Consider the following 20,550-nt stretch of genomic DNA (forward strand, 5'->3'; position numbering starts at 1 on the left):
CGATGGTCGGGACATGGTGGTCCGTCGTCGCGTCCGTTCCGTCCTCATGCCGCTCGGCCTCTACGCCGTGTCCGCGCTCGTGGTCGGCTATTTCGTGCATCAGGCCGAGAGCGGGAACCGCGGCTTGGAGGCCAAGCGCGCGCTCAAGATCCAGGCCTATGGATTGAACCAGGAACTCGCCGCGGCCAAGGCCGATCGTGCGATCTGGGAGCACCGAGTGACGCTTCTGCGCAGCGAGCAGATCGACCGCGATCTCCTCGAGGAGCGCGCCCGCATCGTTCTCGGCCGCGTGCACGCGAACGATGTGGTCATCATCAATCCCTGATCATGATTTTCCCGCTTCATAGTCCCTGACAACTCAGTCGATCTGTCGACTAGACGGCCTCGCTTTCCTGAAAACCGTGTCTTAGAACCGGTTCCAGAAAAGACGTTCACGGGGAGGACAGCCGATGGATGCCGCCAACGAAGCCGGTCAGGCGAAAGCCGATTCAGCCAAGGGCTCGGCCAGTTTAGGTGCGGGGGTCGGTGATGCTCCGACCCATGAGCCCGCACCCAATACGCCCCAGTTCACGCGTGAGGAAGACCTCCACGCCTATCACGAGATGCTGCTGATCCGGCGTTTCGAAGAGAAGGCGGGCCAGCTCTACGGCATGGGCCTGATCGGTGGTTTCTGCCACCTCTATATCGGCCAGGAAGCTGTCGTCATCGGCATGCAGATGGCCTCGGTCGAGGGCGACCAGACCATCACCGGATACCGCGACCACGGCCACATGCTCGCCTGCGGCATGGACCCGAAGGGCGTGATGGCCGAGTTGACCGGTCGGCGCGGGGGCTATTCCCGCGGCAAGGGCGGCTCGATGCACATGTTCTCCAAGGAGAAGCAGTTCTTCGGCGGCCACGGCATCGTCGGCGCTCAGGTCTCCCTCGGGACCGGCCTCGGTTTCGCCGACGCCTACAAGAAGAACGGCAAGGTCAGCCTGACCTATATGGGTGACGGCGCCGCCAATCAGGGCCAGGTCTACGAGAGCTTCAACATGGCGCAGCTCTGGAAGCTGCCCGTCGTCTACGTGATCGAGAACAACCGCTACGCCATGGGCACGTCGGTGGCACGCGCCTCGGCGCAGACCGACTTTTCGAAGCGCGGCATCTCCTTCGGCATCCCCGGAGAGCAGGTGGACGGCATGGACGTGCGCACCGTCCGCGAGGCGGCGAGCCGCGCGGTGGAGCATGCCCGCACCGGCCAGGGCCCCTACATCCTCGAAATGCAGACCTACCGCTATCGCGGCCACTCGATGTCCGATCCGGCGAAGTACCGGACCAAGGACGAGGTCTCGAAGATGCGCGACGAGCACGACCCCATCGAGATGGTGCGCAAGCGCCTGATCGAGATGCACGGTGTGCCGGAAGCCGACCTCAAGGCCACCGACGCCAAGGTCCGCGAGACCGTCAACGACGCGGCGGAATTCGCCACGCACGATCCCGAGCCGGATCCTTCCGAGCTCTGGACCGACATCCTGCTGGAAGCCCGCGCTTAAATCACGGCTCGCGCCATTCCCGATCATCGGGAAGCCCTCCCTCGCCCCGATGGCGCAGGGAGGGACGCATCGAGACCGTGTAAAGCCGCAGCTTCTCCTCCAGAAGGCCGCCCGCCAACCTACGGATAATCAACCTCATGGCGACCGACATCCTCATGCCCGCGCTGTCTCCGACGATGGAGGAAGGCAAGCTCGCCAAGTGGCTCAAGAAGGAGGGCGACACGGTCAAATCCGGCGATGTCCTCGCCGAGATCGAGACCGACAAGGCGACGATGGAGGTCGAGGCCATCGACGAAGGCATCCTCGCCAAGATCCTCATCGAGGAAGGCGCGGAGGGCGTGAAGGTCAACACGCCGATCGCCATCATCGCCGCCGAGGGCGAGGATGTGGCCGCGGCAGCCGCCGGCGGCTCCAAGTCGAACGGCGCCTCCGCCCCGCAATCCGCTCCTTCGGCAACCGTACAGGCCGATATCCCGGCCTCCGCGCCGGCCGCTCCGGCGGTCATCACCAACAAGGCGCCCGCGCCGGTGATGGAAGAGTTCCCGGCCGGCACCGAGATGGTGACCATGACCGTGCGCGAGTCGCTCCGCGACGCCATGGCCGAGGAGATGCGCCGCGAGGAATCCGTCTTCGTGATGGGTGAAGAGGTCGCCGAATACCAGGGCGCCTACAAGGTCACGCAGGGGCTGCTGCAGGAATTCGGCGCCCGCCGCGTGGTCGACACGCCGATCACCGAGCACGGCTTCGCCGGAATCGCGGCCGGTGCCGCCTTCACCGGACTGCGCCCGATCGTGGAGTTCATGACGTTCAACTTCGCCATGCAGGCGATCGACCACATCATCAACTCGGCGGCCAAGACCCTCTACATGTCCGGCGGACAGCTCGGCTGTCCCATCGTCTTCCGCGGCCCCAACGGTGCCGCCGCCCGCGTCGGTGCCCAGCACAGCCACGATTACTCCGCCTGGTACTCCAACGTCCCCGGCCTCAAGGTGATCGCGCCCTACACCGCCTCCGACGCCAAGGGGTTGCTGAAGGCGGCGATCCGCGACCCGAACCCGGTGATCTTCCTCGAGAACGAGATCCTCTACGGCCAAAGCTTCCCGGTGCCCAAGCTCGACGATTTCGTCCTGCCCATCGGCAAGGCGCGCATCCACCGCACCGGCAAGGACGTGACCATCGTCTCCTTCTCCATCGGCATGACCTACGCGCTGAAGGCAGCGCAGGCCCTGGCCGAGGAGGGAATCGAGGCGGAAGTCATCGACCTGCGCACGATCCGCCCGATGGACACCGAGACGATCGTGGAATCGGTGAAGAAGACCGGCCGCTGCGTCACGGTGGAGGAAGGTTTCCCGCAATCGGGCATCGGCGCCGAGATCATCGCCCGCCTGATGGCCGACGCCTTCGACTTCCTCGACGCCCCCGTCCTGCGGGTCACCGGCAAGGACGTTCCGATGCCCTACGCCGCCAACCTCGAGAAGCTCGCTTTGCCCAACGTCGCCGAAGTGATCCAGGCGGTGAAGGCGGTCTGCTATCGGTGATACCCCGCCACGCCATCGACGCTCTGCGCGATGTCATTCCGGGGCGCCAGTGGCGATCCCGGAATCCGGAACCGCATAGGGTCGGTGGTGGGACGGAGACCTGCGTTTCTGAATCCCGGGCGCTGTATCGCGGTCCCGGGATGACGAGGCGGACCACTGAGACCTTCGAGGGAAGACGGGCGCGTACAAGGCCATGACCGATAAGTTCGAGGAACTCTCCGCTCCCCCCGATGCTGTCGAGAATGGTGGCATCGAAGTCATCCGCGCCAGCGTCGTGGACGGCGCGGTGAGCGTGGCCCTGAGACGCTCGTTCGACGATCCCTTTACCTGGGGGCGACTTCTCATCGACCTCGCCCGTCAGGCTGCGCGCATCTACGCGCTTGAGACGGAGATGTCGGAGGAGGAGGCGTTCGACCGCATCCGCGCCGGCCTCGAATCCGAGAATTTCGACCCTGACATGCCGCCCGGCGGCAACACGCTGAACTGAACGCCCAATACGCGCGCCCGCCGACGATCAGGAACCCTGCCCATGCCCGTCAACGTCCTGATGCCCGCCCTGTCGCCGACGATGGAGAAGGGCAACCTCGCCAAATGGCTCAAGAAGGAGGGCGACGCGGTGAAATCCGGCGACGTCCTCGCCGAGATCGAAACCGATAAGGCGACGATGGAAGTCGAGGCCATCGACGAAGGCATCCTCGCCAAGATCATCGTGGCCGAGGGCACCGCCGACGTGCCGGTGAACGACCTCATCGCCATCATCGCCTCCGAGGGCGAGGACCCGGCCACCGTCCAGGCCTCGGGCAACGGCGCGGCCAAGGCGGAGGCTCCCAAGGAGCCGGCCAAGGCCGACACGGCTGCACAGAACACGACGCCCGGCGGCGGCCACATGTCCCACGAGCGGGTGAACGAGGCACCTGATGGGGCCAAGCCCGGAGCTTCGGCAGCCTCGTCCGGCGGTCGCGTCGTCGCTTCGCCGCTCGCCAAGCGCATCGCCAAGCTGGAAGGGATCGATCTCTCGGCCGTCTCCGGGTCCGGCCCGCAAGGCCGCGTGATCGAGCGCGACGTCCGCGCCGCCATCGCCAGCGGCTCGGCCAAGGTCGGCGCTCCGAAGGCGGCGGCTCCGGCATCCGCACCGGCCGCCGCCCCGGCTCAGGCCGCAGCACCCGCGAAGGCCGCGGCCCAGGGGCTCACGACCGATCAGGTCCGTGGCTTCTACCAGAAGGGCGCCTACGAAGAGGTTCCCCTCGACGGCATGCGCAAGACCATCGCCAAGCGCCTCACCGAGGCGATGCAGGTGGCGCCGCACTTCTATCTCACGGTGGATTGCGAACTCGACGCGCTGATGGCCCTGCGTGAGCAGCTCAACAAGAGCGCCGGCTCCACCAAGGACGGCAAGCCGCTGTTCAAGCTCTCGGTCAACGACTTCGTCATCAAGGCGATGGGCCTCGCGCTGATGCGGGTGCCGGCCGCCAATGCCGTCTGGGCCGAGGACCGGATCCTGCGCTTCAACAACGCCGAGGTCGGCGTGGCTGTCGCCATCGACGGCGGCCTGTTCACCCCGGTGATCCGCAAGGCCGACCAGAAGACCCTCTCCACCATCTCCAACGAGATGAAGGATTTCGCCGGCCGGGCGCGGGCCAAGAAGCTGAAGCCGGAGGAGTATCAGGGCGGCGTCACCTCCGTCTCGAACCTCGGCATGTTCGGCATCAAGCACTTCACGGCGGTGATCAACCCGCCGCAATCCTCGATCCTGGCGGTGGGTGCCGGCGAGAAGCGTGTCGTGGTCAAGGACGGCGCACCGGCCGTGGTCCAGGTGATGACCGCCACCCTCTCCTGCGACCACCGCGTCCTCGACGGGGCTCTGGGCGCCGAGCTGATCTCGGCCTTCAAGGGCCTGATCGAGAACCCGATGGGGCTTCTGGTGTGACCAGACCGACGTTCCGGCTCGTTTCGGCCTTGCTCGCCGGACTCGGTCTCTCGGCCTGTGTCTCGGCCGAAGATCGTGCGGCGAACGAGGCGAAGGTTCTCTCCGCAAGAGACGATGCCGGACTTCGTCCAGAGCGCAAGCGGATGAGCCTCGATGACGCGAAGGTCGCGTTCGTCGGCAAGACGAGGAACGTCAAGGCGTATCAGTTCGGCTCGCAGGTCAGTTACATGGCCCCGGACGGCTCGGTGTATCTCTGGTTTCCCGGCAACCCCGTGGTGCTTCAGGGCAAGTGGAGCTTCAAGGAATCCGGAGGCTTCCGTCCCTATGCCGGGAAGCCTGTGAGCGAGACGAGCCTGTGTTTCGATTACGGACCGAACACCGTCAATGCCTGGTCGCGTCGGCGCAGCGGGACGGAATGTATTCCATCGGATACGGCGGTTTTGACAACCGTTGAAAGTGAAAGCGGAGACGTCTTCGGATTAGCCGGCAGGACAGAAGTACCGTTCGTCTTACCTCGTGAGAAGACGACCCTGGCCGACCTTCGCAAGCGCGTCGGTCTCAGGAGCTAAGGATCACGCTCGCAGCGAGACCACCCCCATACCCGGCCCCTCCCCATAAGGGGGAAGGGATTAGGAGCGCGCCATGTCCAACACCTACGACATCCTCGTCATCGGCGCCGGTCCCGGCGGCTATGTGGCGGCCATCCGGGCGGCGCAGCTCGGGTTCAAGACCGCGGTGATCGACCGCGAGCATCTCGGTGGCATCTGCCTGAACTGGGGCTGCATCCCGACGAAGGCGCTGCTGCGTTCGGCCGAGATCTACCATTACATGCAACACGCCTCGGATTACGGGCTGTCGGCCGAGAAGGTCGGGTTCGACACCGCCGCCATCGTCAAGCGTTCGCGCGGGGTCTCGACCCGGCTCAACGGCGGCGTCGGCATGCTGCTCAAGAAGAACAAGGTCGACGTGATCTGGGGCGAAGCGGTCATCGAGACGGGCGCCAAGGGCAACGAGCCCGGCAAGGTCACGGTGAAGGAGACCAGCCGAGCACCGGCTCCCAAGGGCGCGCTCGCCGCCGGCTCCTACTCGGCCAAGCACATCATCGTCGCCACGGGTGCCCGCCCCCGCGCGATCCCCGGCATCGAGCCGGACAAGAAGCAGATCTGGACCTATTACGAAGCCATGGTGCCGGAGGCGATGCCCAAGAGCCTGCTCGTCATGGGTTCGGGCGCCATCGGCATCGAGTTCGCCTCGTTCTACCGCACCATGGGCGCCGAGGTGACGGTCATCGAGCTGCTGCCGCAGATCCTTCCCGTGGAGGATGCCGAGATCGCCGGCCTCGCCCGCAAGCGCTTCGAGAAGCAGGGCATCAAGATCCTCACCGGCGCCAAGGTGACGAAGGTGGAGAAGGCGGCGAATTCCGTCACCGCCACCATCGAGACCACGGACGGCAAGACCCAGCAGCTGACGGCGGAGAAGCTGATCTCGGCGGTCGGCGTCGTCGGCAACATCGAGAATCTCGGCCTCGACAAGGTCGGCGTCACCATCGAGCGCGGCATCGTCGTCACCGATGGTCTCGGCAAGACCAACGTTCCGGGCATCTACGCCATCGGCGACGTCGCCGGCCCGCCGATGCTCGCCCACAAGGCCGAGCATGAGGGCGTGCTCTGCGTCGAGACGATCAAGGGCCTGCACACCCACGCCATGGACAAGGCCAAGATCCCCGGCTGCACCTATTGCCAGCCTCAGATCGCCAGCGTCGGCCTCACCGAGGCCAAGGCCAAGGAGCAGGGTTTCGCCGTCAAGGTCGGCCGCTTCCCCTTCGCCGGCAACGGCAAGGCCATCGCGCTGGGCGAGCCGGACGGTCTGGTGAAGACGGTGTTCGACGCCAAGACCGGCCAGCTGCTCGGCGCCCACATGATCGGCGCGGAAGTTACCGAGCTGATCCAGGGCTACGTCGTCGCCATGAACCTGGAGACGACGGAAGAGGACCTGATGCACACAGTCTTCCCGCATCCCACGCTGAGCGAAATGATGCACGAGAGCGTGCTCGATGCCTACGGCAAGGTGATCCATTCCTGAGCCCCGGGTGATGTCCACAGGCTTCTCACGATCCAGGTAAGGATCCGTTAACCCTTGTGGCGTGTTCTGTCTTCGTTCTCAATGCGAGTCGGAGACGGGCCATGCCGAAGACGCTGACCGGAATCAGGAGCGAGGGTGAGACGATGCCGGGCAGCCATTGCCCGGTCGAGGAGATCGCCCAAGCCTATCTCAGCAGCACGGAGGGCGATGCGGGCATCGCCCTCCGTTGCGCCATCAGCGATGCCCTGTCCGACCTGTTGCAGGCCGAGCGCCGGGCGCGCGAGACCAGCCGCCTGATCTCGCGCGGCTATGTCCGCGCCGCGATGCGTGGGTGAGGAGCTACGCAGAACCCATCGGTTGAAGGGCAGCCGAACAGGTGCATGGTACCTCGCATCTCAACGAGGACGATCATGCGCCATTGTCTCGCCGCCCTGCTGTCGGGCCTCGCCCTCGCGGCCGTGGCATGTCCGGCCTCCGCCGACCTGCGCGTGATCATCGACAAGGACGCCCAGCGGATGAGCGTCGCCGTGGACGGCGACGTCCGCCATAGCTGGCCGGTCTCCACAGGTCTGGTCCGCTACGACACGCCCAATGGGGCCTACCGGCCGTTCCGGATGGAGACGACGCATTTCTCCCGCGAATGGGACAATGCGCCGATGCCGCATGCGATCTTCTTCAGCCAGGCCGGCCACGCCATCCACGCCACCAACCAGACCCGCCATCTCGGCCGCCCGGCCTCCCACGGCTGTATCCGGCTCTCTCCGCGCAATGCCGCGACGCTGTTCACACTGGTGAAGCAGCAGGGCATGGGGGCAACGCGCATCGTCGTCGAAGGCAGCGCCTCCGCTCCCGTCGCCAGTCTCCGCAGGCCGGAGCCGCAGCGGGTCGCGCGGCACTCGGACCGTCTTCGCCGAGCCATGACACAAGGCGAACGAGACAAAGCCTGGGAGGCGGAAAACTACTACACTGCGCCGATCACGCGCGTATCCCGCGATCGGCTGGATGAGCGGTACGGCTATGGCCCGATCGTCGTTTACGATGGCGGATACTAGCGAAGGGGACGCCCTTCCTCATACTCGACGGATGCGTGCCCTCGTCCCCGAACCGCTCCCCGATAGCCGGGTCGGCATCACTGCGTCCGCGACGCACCGCTCACCCGCCAGATCACCTTGCCCACATCATCGCTGACCAGCAGCGCGCCGGTCTTGTCCAGGATCACGCCCACGGGACGCCCCTGCGCCTTCTCGTCCGCGTCGAGGAAGCCGGTGAGCGCGTCCACCGGCTGTCCGGCCGGCTTGCCGTCCTTGAAGGGGACGTAGATCACCTTGTAGCCGCTCTTCGGGCGGCGGTTCCATGAGCCGTGCTGGGCCACGAACATCCCGCTCTTCCACGCCTCCGGTAGCGAGGAGGCGAAGGAGAAGGCGAGGCCGAGGGAGGCGGTGTGGGTGCCGACCGCGTAGTCGGGTGCGATCGCCGTGGCGACGAGTTCCGGCTTCTGCGGCGAGACGCGCTCGTCCACGTGTTGGCCCCAGTAGCTGTAAGGCCAGCCGTAGAAGCCGCCTTCCTTCACGGACGTGATATAATCGGGCACGAGATCGCTGCCGATCTCGTCGCGCTCGTTCACCGCCGTCCAGAGGGCACCGGTGGCGGACTCGAAGGCGAGGCCGTTGGGGTTGCGCAGGCCCGTGGCGAAGGCGCGCATCTGCTTGGTCGCGATCGTGTATTCCCAGATCGCTGCGCGACCCGTCTCCTTGTCGATTCCGTTCTCGGCCACGTTGCTGTTCGATCCGACGGTGATGAACAGCTTGGTGCCATCCGGGCTGGCAATGACGTTCTTGGTCCAGTGGTGGTTGATGCCGGAGGGCAGGTCGACGACCTTCTCGGGTTTCGCAGTGATCTCGGTCTGGCCCGGCGCATAGGGCACCTTCACCACGGCATCCGCATTGGCGACGTAGAGATCGCCGCCGACCAGCGCCATGCCGAAGGGCGAGTGCAGGCCGCCGAGGAAGGTGTGGCGCTCCTCGGCGAGGCCGTCGCCATCGGTGTCGCGCAGGAGCACGATCCTGTCCGGGCTCGGCACGCCGGCGCCGGCTAGGCTCTTCACCTTGTCGGCGACCCAATCGGCGATGCCGGTGGAGGGGTCATCGGTCTTGGGCTTGTTGGTTTCGGCCACCAGAACGTCGCCGTTGGGCAGAAGATACATCCAGCGCGGATGCTCGAATCCTTCCGCATAGGCCGCGACCTGAAGTCCGGCGGCGGGTTTCGGCTTGGCGCCGTTCTCCCAGCGGGCGACACGGGCAATGTTCACCGTCGGCATCAGCGTCGGGTTGGGAGCGGGGAGGGTTGGGTTGGCGCCTTCCCCGGCCGACGCCGTGAGGCTCGCTTTCTCGGGGTAGACGACGAAGCGGACGAACGCCGCCCCGCCGAGCAGCACGACGGCCAGGGCCGCGAGGCCGAGCTTCGAACCATTTCGCATCACAGTGACCCCGCGCCGATGTCCATGCCCTCGATGGGCGCCATCCGCTCAGGACAAGCGCCGAAGGGCGATTTGGCTCCGGCGAAGCGTGGATCAGGCGGGAGTCGACCCCCGTCGCGCCGCGTTCCTGCGTGCGGCACCGGCGCGCGCCGCAATTCCATCGGAGAGCGGCACCCGCGTGCGCGGAGCCCTGTCGCCCTGCAGAGGTGCCGACGCGAGGTTGCCGAAATCCTCGCGAAACTGATCGATGATGTCGCCGGACGTCTCGACGCAGCGGCCGATGTAATGCGGCAGCGAGGGCGGGGCCGCGAACCCCTCCGACAGGAGGCGCGTGTTGTCGAAGGTCACGTTGAGTTCGCAGAACCGGTAATAGGCCTGCAGCGCCCGGAACATCGCGATCTTGATCGCCTCGTCCATGCCGAACACCGCGGCGAAGCGCGCCTGGAGGGTCGCCCGGTCGCTGGCGGCGAATTCGTCGTAATGGCGCGGGCTGTCGGCCGGGTCGACGAGGTCGAGGGTGCGGCCGAGGTCGCTCCAACGGGTGCGGCTCTTCAGTCCGGCGGAGAGGTGATAGATCCTGTGGGCGAGATCCGGTCTCTCCAGCATCTCCACCAGCGTGTTCGCCACCCAATCGATCGGCACGATGTCGACGGTTCCGTCGCGGTCGCCGGCCACGAGGCGCAGCCGGTCGCAGGCGCGGATCACCCAGAGAATGCTCGAGCCGGGGCGCGCGCCGAGCGTCGAGTGGCCGAGCACGATCGAAGGGCGTGCCACGACCACCGGCAGGTCCGCGAACCGGGCGGCGAGGGACGTCTCGGCGGCGGCTTTCGAGGCGCTGTAATGCACGAGGTGCCTGGCCTCGGCATCGGGGTAGCGCGTCTCGTCCATGATCGCCGGCGGGTTGCCGCCGCAGATCATCGCCGTGCTGACGTGGAGGAAACGGGTCAGATTCTTCATCCGCGACGCGCGCCTGGCGAGGGACAGGGTGCCGTCGTGGTTGGTCCGGTGAACCTTCTCCTGCGCCCACCAGGAGGTGTCGGCGGCCAGATGCAGGACCTGCGTCACCGAATCGAGGCGCGGATCGCCGATCTGATCGGCCTTGGTGAAATCGCCCGCCACGATCTCCACACGCTGCGCGAGACGCTGGGCGTTCAGGGCGCTGGTGAAGCGGCCGAGGCGCGCCGCGATTCGCTGGCGCCCGGCTTCCGCATCGGAGGCCCGCACCAGGCAGACCCATTCCGTCCCCGTCTTCGCGGCCAGGGCGCGGTGCAAGACGGCACCGCCGATGAGCCCTGTCGCTCCCGTCAGTAGAATTCGGCTCACGGCACACGCTCCCGGACCCCGAACTCGGAACGAAGCCCCGGCGGCCCGGAGATAGTTAAGCGAGCGTTAACGGGTCGCTGACAAGCATATGGAAAAGAATACGTAGGATTTTCCGCGAAATTCGCGCGATGATTTCGGTCAGAGTTAAGATTTATAGTTAATTTTTTACTGGGATGCGTCGGCGTCCCGTCCTCGATGGTCGGCGTCGGTCTCCCTTGCTCGTCTGCGTTCATCGCTCGACCGGAGCGCGGTGACTTTGACGACGATAAGAGCCGCGTCCGGGCCGATGACATCACCTCGATGCTTTCGAGGTCTTGTCTCGGCCCAGGGTCGTTCGACGAACCGGCCTCCGATGCATCGGAACATGCACCCGTCACGGCCGACCGAGAGGATATTCGATGTCGTCCCGGTCGCTTTGGCTTGCGTCGCCGAGGAGAGCGTCACAGGTACTCCGGGCGGCGGGGCCTCCGGCACGCCCCGATCACGGCATGGAGCGACAGGCATGGATGGCGAAGTCTACGGCGCGCTGGGGCAACCCGGCATGGGATTGTTCATGGCGGTGCTCATCGGCGCCCTGGCGGGCTGGCTCGCCGAGCGTTTCACCGCGTCGAATATGGGCCTCATCGCCAATATCGTGATGGGCATCCTCGGCGGCCTGCTCGGTAACTACCTCGCGGCGAAACTCCACATTCCCGTCTACGGGTTCTGGCGCAACCTGCTCTCGGCCACGGTCGGCGCGGTGATCATCATCACCATCTACAGGGCGATCCGCGGACGCGGGACGAGTTACTGACGTTCATCGCCTGACAGGTTCGGCAGATCGTTTCCCGATCGTTTGCGATGCGGAACCCGAGCGATTAAGTCTGATTTTCAGCGTCGGCACGTTGCCGGCGCGTCTCCCGCGGTAAGCCATGGCCGTCGTCCTCGACCTCCTGCGAAACGACCAGCGCCCCCGGCACCCGGAAAAGGCGCATCGCCCCGACAATCCGATTCAGCGCAAGCCCGACTGGATCCGCGTGAAGGCACCGGGCTCTCCCGGCTGGAACGCGACCCGCGCGATCGTCAAGGAGCACGGCCTCGTCACCGTCTGCGAGGAGGCCGGCTGCCCGAATATCGGCGAGTGCTGGGAGAAGAAGCACGCCACCTTCATGATCATGGGCGACACCTGCACGCGGGCCTGCGCCTTCTGCAACGTGCGCACCGGCATGCCCAACGCCCTCGACGCCGACGAGCCGATCAAGATCGCCGATTCCGTGGCCAAGCTCGGCCTGCATCACGTGGTCATCACCTCGGTGGACCGGGACGATCTCGCCGATGGCGGCGCGATGCACTTCTTCCGCACCATCCGCGCCATCCGCGAACGCAGCCCGGCCACGACGATCGAGGTGCTCACACCCGATTTCCTGCGCAAGGACGGCGCCCTGGAGATCGTGGTCGAGGCGCGGCCCGACGTGTTCAACCACAACATGGAGACGGTGCCGGGCAATTACCTCACCGTCCGGCCCGGCGCGCGCTACTTCCATTCGGTGCGGCTGCTGCAGCGGGTGAAGGAGCTCGACCCGACCATCTTCACCAAGTCCGGCATCATGGTCGGTCTCGGCGAGGAGCGGAACGAGATCGTCCAGCTCATGGACGACCTGCGCTCGGCGGATGTGGACTTCCTCACCATCGGCCAGTACCTGCAGCCGACGAAGAAGCACCACGAGGTGAAGCGCTTCGTGCCGCCGGACGAGTTCAAGACCCTGGAGACGACTGCCTATTCCAAGGGCTTTCTCCTCGTCTCGGCGACGCCACTGACCCGCTCCTCGCACCATGCCGGCGAGGATTTCTCACGATTGAAGGCCGCCCGGCTCGCTCGCCTGGTGCCCGCCAACGCCTGAGGGCCGATGCCGTCCTTCCGCATCAACCGCGCGGTGCGCCACTCGCCGCAGCAGATGTACGACCTCGTCGCCGATGTGGAGCGCTACCCCGAATTCCTGCCGCTCTGCGAATCCCTGCGTGTCCTGCGCCGCCAGCCCGGCGCGGACGGCACGGAGGTTCTCGTCGCCGAGATGGGCGTGGGCTACAAGGCGATCCGCGAGCGCTTCACCACCCGCGTCACCCTCGACCCGCAGAATCTCAAGATCGTCGCCGAGTACATCGACGGACCGTTCCGGCACCTCGAAAACCGCTGGGGTTTCAAGGACGGATCGGGCGGCGGCTGTGACGTCGACTTCTTCATCACCTACGAGTTCAAGAGTCGCACACTCGGCCTGCTCATGGGTACGATGTTCGACCGCGCCTTCCGCAAGTTCACCGATGCGTTCGAGGGCCGGGCGGACCGGGTTTATGGAGCGGCTGCCTGACGCCCCGGTGCCCGTTCTCTGCCAGGCTACTGGATTCCCACATCTGCTCGACGGCCGTTTCTCTACCCATGAGGGTTCGACAAGACGCGCGACCATCTCCCTCTCCTGGAAGGAAAGGGGACCCGAGCAGCCCGCGAGATGTGTGGCGCCGTAGCTTAACGGGACAAGCGGACGATGCCGGGCGGGGCCTTAGAGCCGTTCCCGGGTGCATTGAGACGGATGCGCGGCTGACGCATCGAGGCGTGAAGGTGGAGCCAATGCTGACCGAGGAGGCCTCCGCGTCATGACGGTCAAAATCAAGCCGATGCGGACCGCCGGGGCCGTCCCACCGACCTATGACGGGCCGGTATACTGGCGCGTGACGCAGTATCACCCGGTCGTCGGCGCGAGCGGTGAGCCGATCGCGTTCACGGACGATCCGGCCCGCATCGATCGTCTCTGGATCGATCGATTCAAGACAGGAAAAGACATCTTCACGTCCGGCACCGTATTCGACGAGGACGGGGCGATCCTTCCGGAATGGAAGGAGCCGATCAAGGCCAAATGGACCAAGCCAGGTCGCGTCCGCGTCGAGTATTCCCCAGGCGAATACTCGACCCGCGTCTCGGAGCGTGTCTTGGACGCCATCGAGGCCGTCGAGCCGGGCCGGCATCACGTCTTCCCGATCGACGTGCGCTGCACCGACGGCACGATCGAGCGTCGCTACGAGATCTTCTTCGCGCAGGACGCCTTCGTCGAAGGGCGCGAGGCGCATCCGATCGCGAACGCCCTCGAGCCGCTGCCCAAGCCGGTCGGCGTCTATCGCTTCAATCCGCCGATGTGGCTGTCCGCGCTCGCCATCGACAAGGACCAGTTCGGCTACCTCGACCGATCCGTCGTGGGCGGAATGCAATGGTTCAAGGGCACTTCCACGAACCACTATTTCTCACCGGACCTTTTCTCGAAGCTCCGGCCGATGGGCGACATCTTCCCGAAATGGGACGTCGCGCTCCCGATCGGAATGGCCGGCTGAAGGGCGCACCATGTCGATCTACGACAACAGCGGCAGCAGCTACAGTCAGGCCGTCAAGGACCATCTGCGCCGCATTTCCGGCGCCTAGGCCGACAACTGGGCGACGGCCGTTTCTCTACCGATGAGGGGTCGACAAGACGCGCGACCGTCTCCCTCTCCTTCCAGGAAAGGAGACCCGAGCTGCCCGCGAGATGTGTGGCGCCGTAGCTTAACGGGACAGGCGGACAATGCCGCACGGGGCCCTAGATACAGGCGCGCAACGTCACCGGAGAACACCGCCGTGAGACCGATCCCGATTCTCGCCCTCGCCCTCGCCTTGAATGCGGGCCTCTCCGGCTTCGCCGTGGCGGACCAGCCCGGCCCCGACTGGCTGCCGATCGATCAGGTCAAGAAGGCGCTGATGGTCGAGGGCTACACCGAGATCACGAAGCTCGAGGCCGATGACGGTCATTGGGACGGCGAGGGCATCAAGAACGGCCAAAAGATGAAGTTCGATGCCGATCCGAAGACGGGCGCGATTCTCGGCGAAGTCGCCGAGTGAAAGCCAGTCTGATCGGATGTCTCAGCGGATGGTGAGACCGAAGTCGATCATCCCATCAGACCGCCTCATCCTGAGGTGCCCGCGGCAGCGGGCCTCAAAGGATGAGGTAGAGCCTTGGAAAAGCAACTGAAATAGGCCTCAATCCGTCCCGACGGGCTCCACGGCCCTGCCGAACAGTTCCAGCGCCTCCGCCACGGCCGCGCGGCGGATCTCGGTTCGACCGAGATCGCCGTAGCGGCGCTCGATATGGCGCGTCGCGGCACCTCTCCGGGCGAGGCCGAAATGGACGAGGCCCACGGGCTTGGCCTCGCTGCCGCCACCGGGTCCGGCGATGCCGGTGATCGAGACCGCGACATCCGCATGCGAATGCGCCAACGCCCCCTCCGCCATGGCGCGGGCCACGGATTTGCTCACCGCCCCATGGCTCGCGATGAGATCGGCGGGAACGCCGAGCATCTCGGCCTTGGCCTCGTTCGAATAGGTGACGAAGCCACGCTCGACCACGGCCGAGGAACCGGGCACGGCGGTGAGCAGCGCGGCGACGAGACCGCCGGTGCAGGATTCGGCGCTCGCCGCGCGGATCCCGGCGGCGGCATAGGCCGCCACCAGCGCCTCGGCGCGGGCGAGGAGCGCCGGATCGTCGATCACGCCTCGTCGGCCTCGGGCAGGCGGATCGTCGCCGCGGCCTGGGCGGCAAGGCCCTCGGCGCGGCCGACGAAGCCGAGCTTTTCGGTGGTCGTCGCCTTGATCGACACTGAGGTCAGCGGCACGCCGCAGATCTCGGCGATGCGGGCGCGGATCGCCTCGCGATGGGCGCCGATGCGCGGGGCTTCCGCCAGCACGGTGATGTCGAGATGGTCGATCCGGCCGCCCCGGTCGCGGACGAGCTTCACCGCATGGGCCAGGAACCGGTCGGAGGAGGCGCCGCGCCATTGCTCGTCGCTCGGCGGGAAATGCGTGCCGATATCGCCGTCCGCGATCGCGCCGAGCAGAGCGTCGGTGAGGGCGTGCAGCGCAACGTCTCCGTCGGAATGGGCCAGGACGCCGCGATCGGCGGGGATCTTCACGCCGCCGAGCCAGACATGGTCGCCTTCGGTGAAGGCATGAACGTCGAAGCCGGTCCCGAGGCGGGTCACGTAGGTCGTCATGGCATCGGTCTCTGGTTCGGAGGATCGGACATCGCTGCCGGAAAAGCCGCGGTCGGCCTCGATCAGGTCTGAAGGCTGGGTGATCTTGCGATTGCGCGGGTCGCCCTCGAACACCACCACGTCGAGCCCCGCCCATTCGGCGAGCGCCCCGTCATCGGTGAAGCCGTGGAGGCCCGCCTCCGCCGCCGTCCGGTGAGCGGCGAGAAGTGGGGCGAAGGCGAAGGCCTGCGGTGTCTGGACGGCGCGCAGCGATTCGCGAGCGGGGGTCTCGCGTACGCGGCCGATGCCCGGGCCGATATCCTCGACCAGCTTGATCGTATCGGTGACGGCGATCCCAGGTACGGCGGCACCGTGAGCGCGGCCGGCGGCGAGCGCCCGGTCGATCAGGGCCGTGTCCACATGCGGACGCGCGGCGTCGTGGACGAGGACGAGGCCCGGAGCGCCGATGTCTCCCGCTTCATTCCTGCTCAACGCCTCGAGGCCGGCCCGGACGGATTGCTGGCGCGTGGCGCCGCCCTCGACCGGCGTCGCCAGCTTGTCGCGCAGAACGGGGTCGAGTTCAGCGAGGCAGGCGTGGTAGAACGACGCGGCATCGGCCGCGATCACCGGTTGGATCACCGCCAGATCGGGATGGGCCGCCAGTGCCGCGAGGGTGCGTGTGAGGACCGCGCGCCCTCCGACGCTGCGATATTGCTTGGGAACGTCGCCGCCGATGCGGATTCCGCGGCCGGCTGCGACGACCACCGCTGCGTTCCACGCGGTGCCGGACATGAAAAGTGCTCCCGCGCGTCCCTACGAGTGGCGCGCATTCTTGGCTGGGGTGTCGTTTAAGCGGGGCATAGCGCGAAATCAAATCGCCCAAGGCGCTTGCGTCGCCCCGGCGATTGTCTATTTGTTGGGCAGAATGAAAGCTGATGATTATTTGAGCGTTCTGCGCTCGGAAGAGAGCCTGTCGCGGGGCCGGGACGGGGCGTGCAATGCTCCTCCGGTGCCCGTTCTGCTCGCTCCCCTGTCGGGTGTCACCGACCTGCACATGCGCCGCATTGCCCGTCGCATGGGCGCGAGTGCCGTCGTCTCGGAGATGGTGGCGGCCGCCGAATTCGCCCGCGGCTCGGAGGAGGCGCGGCTCCGGGCCGAGGGCAGCGGCATCGATCCGCACGTGGTCCAGCTCGCCGGCTGCTCGCCCGATTCGATGGCGGAGGCCGCGCGGCTGGCCGAGGCCAACGGCGCCGACGTCATCGACATCAATATGGGCTGCCCCGCCAAGACCGTCACCGGCGGCGAGGCGGGCTCGGCGCTCATGCGCGACATCGAGGGTGCCACCCGCATCCTCGCCGCGGTCCGCGCGGCGGTGGCGGTTCCGGTCACCGTGAAGATGCGCCTCGGCTGGGACCATGCGAGCCTCAACGCGGCCGACCTCGCCCGGCGCGCCGAGGGACTCGGCCTCGCCGCGGTGACGGTGCATGGCCGTACCCGCCAGCAATTCTACAAGGGCGAGGCCGATTGGGGTGCGATCCGCGCCGTGGTGGAGGCGGTCTCGATCCCGGTCATCGCCAATGGCGACGTCACCGACCTCGCCGGAGCGCGTGCCTGCCTCGCTGCATCGGGCGCGGCCGGGCTGATGATCGGGCGCGCGGCGGTCGGCCGGCCCTGGCTGGTCGGCGAGATCGCCGCCGGCCTCGCGGGTCGTGCCGTCACCGCTCCCGACGCCGAGGAGAGGGCCGCCCTGGCCCTGGAGCATTACGAGGGTCTGATCGCGCTCTACGGCCCCGCCATGGGCGTGCGCCACGCGCGCAAGCATCTGGCCGCCTACGTGGACGGGTCCGGCGCGCTCGACCCGGCAGACCGGATGCGCCTGCTCACCACCACGAATCCATCGATCGCAGCCGACCTTCTCCTGAGGGCGATGCGGATGCCGCGCACATCGTCCATCACCGAGGAGGCAGCGTGAGCGTGGACAAGGAATACGGCACCAGAACCCGCGCCCTGCCGACGAGCGAGGCGGTGATAAACGCCCTGCCGCTGCCGGTGCTCACCATCGGCGCGGACGACCGCATCCTCCACGTGAACCATGCGGGGGAGACCTTCTTCGATCACTCCGCCCGGTTGATGCAGCGCCGGCATTTGCGTGACATCATCCCTTTCTCGTCCCCGATCAGCGCCCTCGTCGCCGAGGTTCGCCGTCGTAAGGCGAGCGTCAGCGAGTACGGTGTCGAGCTGGTCCAGCCGCGCTCCGGCCTGGAGCGCAATGTCGACGTCTTCGCGACGCCGCTGGGCGACGAGGAGGACGCGGTGGTGATGATGCTTCAGGAGCGGACCATCGCCGACAAGATGAACCGCCAGCTCACCCATCGCGGCGCGGCGCGCTCGATGATCGCGCTCGGCGCCATGCTCGCCCACGAAATCAAGAACCCGCTCGCCGGCATTCGCGGTGCCGCCCAGCTGCTCGAACAATCGGCCACCGAGGATGACCGGCTGCTGACCCGGCTGATCTGCGACGAATCCGACCGCATCGTCCGCATCGTCGAGCGGATGGAGCTGTTCGGCGACGAGCGTCCGGTGGAGCGTGGGCCGGTCAATGTCCACGGCGTGCTCGATCAGGTGAAGCGCTCGGCCCAATCCGGGTTCGCCCGGCACATCCGCTTCGTGGAGACCTACGACCCGTCGCTGCCGCCGGTCCTGGGTAATCGCGACCAGCTGATCCAGGTCATCCTCAACCTGGTGAAGAACGCCGCCGAGGCGATCGGCGCCGACGCGGTCGACGGCGAGATCACCCTCTCCACCGCCTTCCGGACCGGCCTGAAGCTCCAGGTGCCGGGCTCGCGCGAGCGCGTCAGCCTGCCCATCGAGGTGGCGGTGCGGGACAACGGACCGGGGGTCACGGCCGAGCTGCTGCCCGACCTGTTCGACCCGTTCGTGACCACGAAAGCCCAGGGTTCCGGCCTCGGACTTGCATTGGCCGCCAAGATCATCGGCGACCACGGCGGCATCGTCGAATGCGATCCGGTGCCGCGCCGCACCACTTTCCGTCTCCTCCTTCCCATGTCGAGCGCCCGTGACGGGCGCGAATCGGTCGTGGAGCTTTAGAGTCGCGTCATGCCCAACGGCCACATCATCGTCGCGGACGACGACGCCGCGATCCGCACCGTCCTCAACCAGGCCCTGTCGCGGGCCGGGTACGAGGTGCGTTCCACCGGCAACTGCGCCACGCTCTGGCGCTGGGTCGCGCAAGGGGAGGGCGACCTCGTCATCACCGACGTGATGATGCCGGACGAGAACGTGTTCGACCTGCTGCCACGCATCAAGCGCGTGCGGCCGGAACTGCCGATCATCGTCATGAGCGCGCAGAACACGTTCATGACGGCGATCCGCGCCTCCGAGCGCGGCGCCTACGAATACCTGCCCAAGCCCTTCGACCTGAAGGAATTGATCGCCATCGTCGGCCGTGCGCTCTCGCGGCCTCGCGGCACGCCCGCGCCGGGAGCCGATCCCGGCAACGAGGATATCCCGCTCGTCGGCCGCTCGCCCGCCATGCAGGAGATCTACCGGGCGCTCGCCCGCCTGATGCCCACCGATCTCACGGTGATGATCACGGGCGAGTCCGGCACCGGCAAGGAGCTGGTGGCCCGCGCGCTCCACGATTACGGCCGCCGTCGCTCCGGACCGTTCGTGCCGGTGAACATGGCCGCGATCCCGCGCGACCTCATCGAATCCGAGCTCTTCGGCCATGAGAAGGGCGCCTTCACCGGCGCGCTCTCGCGCTCGGCCGGACGGTTCGAGCAGGCCGAGGGCGGCACGCTGTTCCTCGACGAGATCGGCGACATGCCGATGGAGGCCCAGACCCGACTCCTGCGCGTGCTGCAGCAGGGCGAGTACACGACCGTGGGCGGCCGGGTGCCGATCAAGACCAACGTCCGCATCATCGCGGCCACCAACAAGGATCTGCGCGTCTCGATCCAGCAGGGCATCTTCCGCGAGGATCTGTTCTTCCGCCTCAACGTCGTGCCGCTGCGCCTGCCGGCGCTGCGCGAGCGGTCCGAGGACGTGCCCGACCTGATCCGCCACTTCTTCGTCCTGGTCGAGAAGGAGGGGCTCAGCCGCAAGCAACTCGACGGCGAGGCGATGGAGCGGTTGAAGCGCTACCGCTGGCCCGGCAACGTGCGCGAACTCGAAAACCTCGTCCGCCGCCTCGCGGCCCTCTACCCGCAGGAGACGATCACCGGCCCGGTGATCGAGGCCGAACTCGATACGCTGCCCCTCGCCCAGCCGCTGTCGAACGGGTCGTCGCAGAGAAAATCGGGGGGAGGCGACAACGAAACCCTATCGGCCGCCGTGGAACGTCACCTCGCCGAATATTTCAGCGGCTACCGCGACACGCTGCCCCCTCCGGGCCTCTACCACCGCATCCTGCGCGAGATCGAAGGCCCGCTGATCGGCGCGGCCCTGGCCGCCACGCGCGGCAACCAGATCCGCGCTGCGGAGCTGCTCGGCGTCAACCGGAACACCCTGCGCAAGAAGGTGCGCGATCTGGACCTGCAGGTGTTCCGCAACGCGCGGTGAAGGCGGCCGCGTCGTCTCGCGGCTCTTCAGCTCAAACTCAAAAGAGGGCGCGGACACCACGTC

Annotated in this window: 21 protein-coding genes; 17 read left to right on the forward strand and 4 right to left on the reverse strand. The window is 66.8% G+C overall.

Going from position 1 to position 20,550, the window contains the following annotated elements:
* Window positions 1-13: 13 nt before the first annotated feature.
* The 9 genes from A3OK_RS0102740 to A3OK_RS0102785 all read left to right on the forward strand — a co-directional run bounded on the left by A3OK_RS0102740 (window position 14) and on the right by A3OK_RS0102785 (window position 8,134).
* The gene (locus A3OK_RS0102740) at window positions 14-325 is read left to right on the forward strand and encodes a septum formation initiator family protein (protein ID WP_019903401.1); all 312 of its coding nucleotides are present in this window, start codon (window positions 14-16) and stop codon (window positions 323-325) included.
* 124 nt (window positions 326-449) lie between these two features.
* Window positions 450-1,535, forward strand: a complete 1,086-nt coding sequence (pdhA, locus tag A3OK_RS0102745; RefSeq protein ID WP_019903402.1) for a pyruvate dehydrogenase (acetyl-transferring) E1 component subunit alpha — start codon at window positions 450-452, stop codon at window positions 1,533-1,535.
* Between the two features lie 137 nt (window positions 1,536-1,672).
* Window positions 1,673-3,073 (forward strand): pyruvate dehydrogenase complex E1 component subunit beta, encoded by a 1,401-nt coding sequence (locus A3OK_RS0102755; RefSeq protein WP_019903404.1) that lies wholly within the window; start codon window positions 1,673-1,675, stop codon window positions 3,071-3,073.
* A 193-nt stretch (window positions 3,074-3,266) separates the two neighbouring features.
* Complete coding sequence (locus tag A3OK_RS0102760; RefSeq protein ID WP_019903405.1) at window positions 3,267-3,560, forward strand: DUF5076 domain-containing protein; 294 nt, start codon at window positions 3,267-3,269, stop codon at window positions 3,558-3,560.
* A gap of 42 nt (window positions 3,561-3,602) precedes the next feature.
* Window positions 3,603-5,000: a pyruvate dehydrogenase complex dihydrolipoamide acetyltransferase gene (locus tag A3OK_RS0102765; RefSeq protein WP_019903406.1), complete on the forward strand. Its 1,398-nt coding sequence runs from the start codon at window positions 3,603-3,605 to the stop codon at window positions 4,998-5,000.
* Between the two features lie 143 nt (window positions 5,001-5,143).
* Window positions 5,144-5,569 (forward strand): hypothetical protein, encoded by a 426-nt coding sequence (locus tag A3OK_RS0102770; RefSeq protein ID WP_155911927.1) that lies wholly within the window; start codon window positions 5,144-5,146, stop codon window positions 5,567-5,569.
* A gap of 73 nt (window positions 5,570-5,642) precedes the next feature.
* Window positions 5,643-7,082, forward strand: coding sequence for a dihydrolipoyl dehydrogenase (gene lpdA / locus A3OK_RS0102775; protein ID WP_019903408.1), 1,440 nt, complete (start codon window positions 5,643-5,645; stop codon window positions 7,080-7,082).
* 101 nt (window positions 7,083-7,183) lie between these two features.
* Window positions 7,184-7,417, forward strand: coding sequence for a hypothetical protein (locus A3OK_RS0102780; protein WP_019903409.1), 234 nt, complete (start codon window positions 7,184-7,186; stop codon window positions 7,415-7,417).
* 75 nt (window positions 7,418-7,492) lie between these two features.
* The gene (locus tag A3OK_RS0102785) at window positions 7,493-8,134 is read left to right on the forward strand and encodes a L,D-transpeptidase (RefSeq protein ID WP_019903410.1); all 642 of its coding nucleotides are present in this window, start codon (window positions 7,493-7,495) and stop codon (window positions 8,132-8,134) included.
* Window positions 8,135-8,211: 77 nt separating this feature from the next.
* Here the strand turns inward: A3OK_RS0102785 and A3OK_RS0102790 are convergent, their stop codons facing one another.
* The gene (locus A3OK_RS0102790) at window positions 8,212-9,558 is read right to left on the reverse strand and encodes a sorbosone dehydrogenase family protein (RefSeq protein ID WP_019903411.1); all 1,347 of its coding nucleotides are present in this window, start codon (window positions 9,556-9,558) and stop codon (window positions 8,212-8,214) included.
* A 93-nt stretch (window positions 9,559-9,651) separates the two neighbouring features.
* The gene (locus tag A3OK_RS0102795) at window positions 9,652-10,881 is read right to left on the reverse strand and encodes an SDR family oxidoreductase (protein ID WP_245259297.1); all 1,230 of its coding nucleotides are present in this window, start codon (window positions 10,879-10,881) and stop codon (window positions 9,652-9,654) included.
* Between the two features lie 502 nt (window positions 10,882-11,383).
* Between A3OK_RS0102795 and A3OK_RS0102800 the strand changes: the two genes are divergently transcribed.
* The 5 genes from A3OK_RS0102800 (at window position 11,384) to A3OK_RS0102820 (ending at window position 14,779) form a co-directional block, all read left to right on the forward strand.
* Window positions 11,384-11,674: a GlsB/YeaQ/YmgE family stress response membrane protein gene (locus A3OK_RS0102800; RefSeq protein ID WP_019903413.1), complete on the forward strand. Its 291-nt coding sequence runs from the start codon at window positions 11,384-11,386 to the stop codon at window positions 11,672-11,674.
* 118 nt (window positions 11,675-11,792) lie between these two features.
* Window positions 11,793-12,761: a lipoyl synthase gene (gene lipA / locus A3OK_RS0102805; protein WP_019903414.1), complete on the forward strand. Its 969-nt coding sequence runs from the start codon at window positions 11,793-11,795 to the stop codon at window positions 12,759-12,761.
* Between the two features lie 6 nt (window positions 12,762-12,767).
* Window positions 12,768-13,226 (forward strand): type II toxin-antitoxin system RatA family toxin, encoded by a 459-nt coding sequence (locus A3OK_RS0102810; RefSeq protein WP_019903415.1) that lies wholly within the window; start codon window positions 12,768-12,770, stop codon window positions 13,224-13,226.
* Window positions 13,227-13,509: 283 nt separating this feature from the next.
* Window positions 13,510-14,238, forward strand: a complete 729-nt coding sequence (locus A3OK_RS0102815; protein ID WP_019903416.1) for a hypothetical protein — start codon at window positions 13,510-13,512, stop codon at window positions 14,236-14,238.
* Between the two features lie 280 nt (window positions 14,239-14,518).
* Window positions 14,519-14,779, forward strand: a complete 261-nt coding sequence (locus A3OK_RS0102820) for a PepSY domain-containing protein (RefSeq protein ID WP_019903417.1) — start codon at window positions 14,519-14,521, stop codon at window positions 14,777-14,779.
* A gap of 138 nt (window positions 14,780-14,917) precedes the next feature.
* Here A3OK_RS0102820 and A3OK_RS0102825 read toward each other — a convergent pair whose 3' ends face one another.
* Both A3OK_RS0102825 and A3OK_RS0102830 read right to left on the reverse strand, forming a co-directional pair.
* On the reverse strand, window positions 14,918-15,427 hold the full coding sequence (locus A3OK_RS0102825; protein WP_019903418.1) for a CinA family protein: 510 nt from the start codon (window positions 15,425-15,427) through the stop codon (window positions 14,918-14,920).
* Window positions 15,424-16,698, reverse strand: coding sequence for a bifunctional 2-C-methyl-D-erythritol 4-phosphate cytidylyltransferase/2-C-methyl-D-erythritol 2,4-cyclodiphosphate synthase (locus tag A3OK_RS0102830; RefSeq protein WP_019903419.1), 1,275 nt, complete (start codon window positions 16,696-16,698; stop codon window positions 15,424-15,426). Before A3OK_RS0102830 ends, A3OK_RS0102825 begins: the two co-directional genes overlap by 4 nt.
* 133 nt (window positions 16,699-16,831) lie before the next feature.
* Between A3OK_RS0102830 and dusB the strand changes: the two genes are divergently transcribed.
* The 3 genes from dusB to ntrC are packed head-to-tail and all read left to right on the forward strand — an operon-like array spanning window position 16,832 to window position 20,487.
* Window positions 16,832-17,878, forward strand: coding sequence for a tRNA dihydrouridine synthase DusB (dusB, locus tag A3OK_RS0102835; RefSeq protein WP_019903420.1), 1,047 nt, complete (start codon window positions 16,832-16,834; stop codon window positions 17,876-17,878).
* Complete coding sequence (locus A3OK_RS0102840) at window positions 17,875-19,014, forward strand: ATP-binding protein (RefSeq protein ID WP_019903421.1); 1,140 nt, start codon at window positions 17,875-17,877, stop codon at window positions 19,012-19,014. The genes dusB and A3OK_RS0102840 overlap by 4 nt, the downstream gene beginning before the upstream one ends.
* 9 nt (window positions 19,015-19,023) lie before the next feature.
* The gene (ntrC, locus tag A3OK_RS0102845) at window positions 19,024-20,487 is read left to right on the forward strand and encodes a nitrogen regulation protein NR(I) (protein WP_019903422.1); all 1,464 of its coding nucleotides are present in this window, start codon (window positions 19,024-19,026) and stop codon (window positions 20,485-20,487) included.
* Window positions 20,488-20,550 lie beyond the last annotated feature (63 nt).

The organism is Methylobacterium sp. 77 (genome assembly GCF_000372825.1).
Classification (GTDB): Bacteria; Pseudomonadota; Alphaproteobacteria; order Rhizobiales; family Beijerinckiaceae; genus Methylobacterium.